This window comes from Anaerotignum faecicola (assembly GCA_024460105.1).
GTDB lineage: Bacteria > Bacillota > Clostridia > Lachnospirales > Anaerotignaceae > JANFXS01.
In genome coordinates this window covers 1-617 of record JANFXS010000054.1, presented here as the reverse complement: position 1 = coordinate 617, position 617 = coordinate 1, and the positions used below count along the sequence as shown (strand labels likewise).

Below are 617 nucleotides of genomic sequence, written 5' to 3'. Positions count from 1 at the left end.
ATCATGTCTCTGGGGCGCGGCAAATCAACTTGATACACCTGCTTCACTCTTGCCGGACACTCCGTAAGAAGGATAATACGGTCTCCCAGCATCAATGCCTCCTCAATATTATTTGTGACAAATAAAATAGTTCTCTTCTCCTTCTCCCAGATTCGCGCAATTTCTTCTTCCATATTATATCGGGTCTGTGCATCCAACTGTCCAAATGGTTCATCTAAAAGCAATATCTGCGGGTCATTTGCATAAGCTCTCGCGATTCCGACTCTCTGCTTCATACCACCGGACAGTTGCTTTGGCAGATGCTCTTCAAAGCCATGCAGGCCCACCAGATCAATGTAATGCTGAGCCTTTTCCCGTCGTTCACGCTTCGGTATTCCACGCATTTTAGGTCCCAGTTCTACATTTTCCATAACGGTTTTCCACGGAAGTGTCCCAATCTTTTGAAACACCATTCCCATATCCGGATTTGGTCCCACCACCTTCTTACCGTCTAAATAAATATTTCCGTAATCGGGCTGCATCAGACCGGCAATCATGTTTAAAATGACAGTCTTCCCGCAGTGGCCCGGTCCCAGCAGGATCAGGAACTCATTATCCTGTACCGTAAGCGACAGTTC

The 617-nt window shown here is 46.7% G+C and carries 1 protein-coding gene; it reads right to left on the bottom strand.

The genetic code is table 11. From position 1 onward, the window contains the following. On the bottom strand, positions 1–617 hold a 617-nt coding region (locus NE664_12690), incomplete at both ends, for an ABC transporter ATP-binding protein (GenBank protein ID MCQ4727493.1).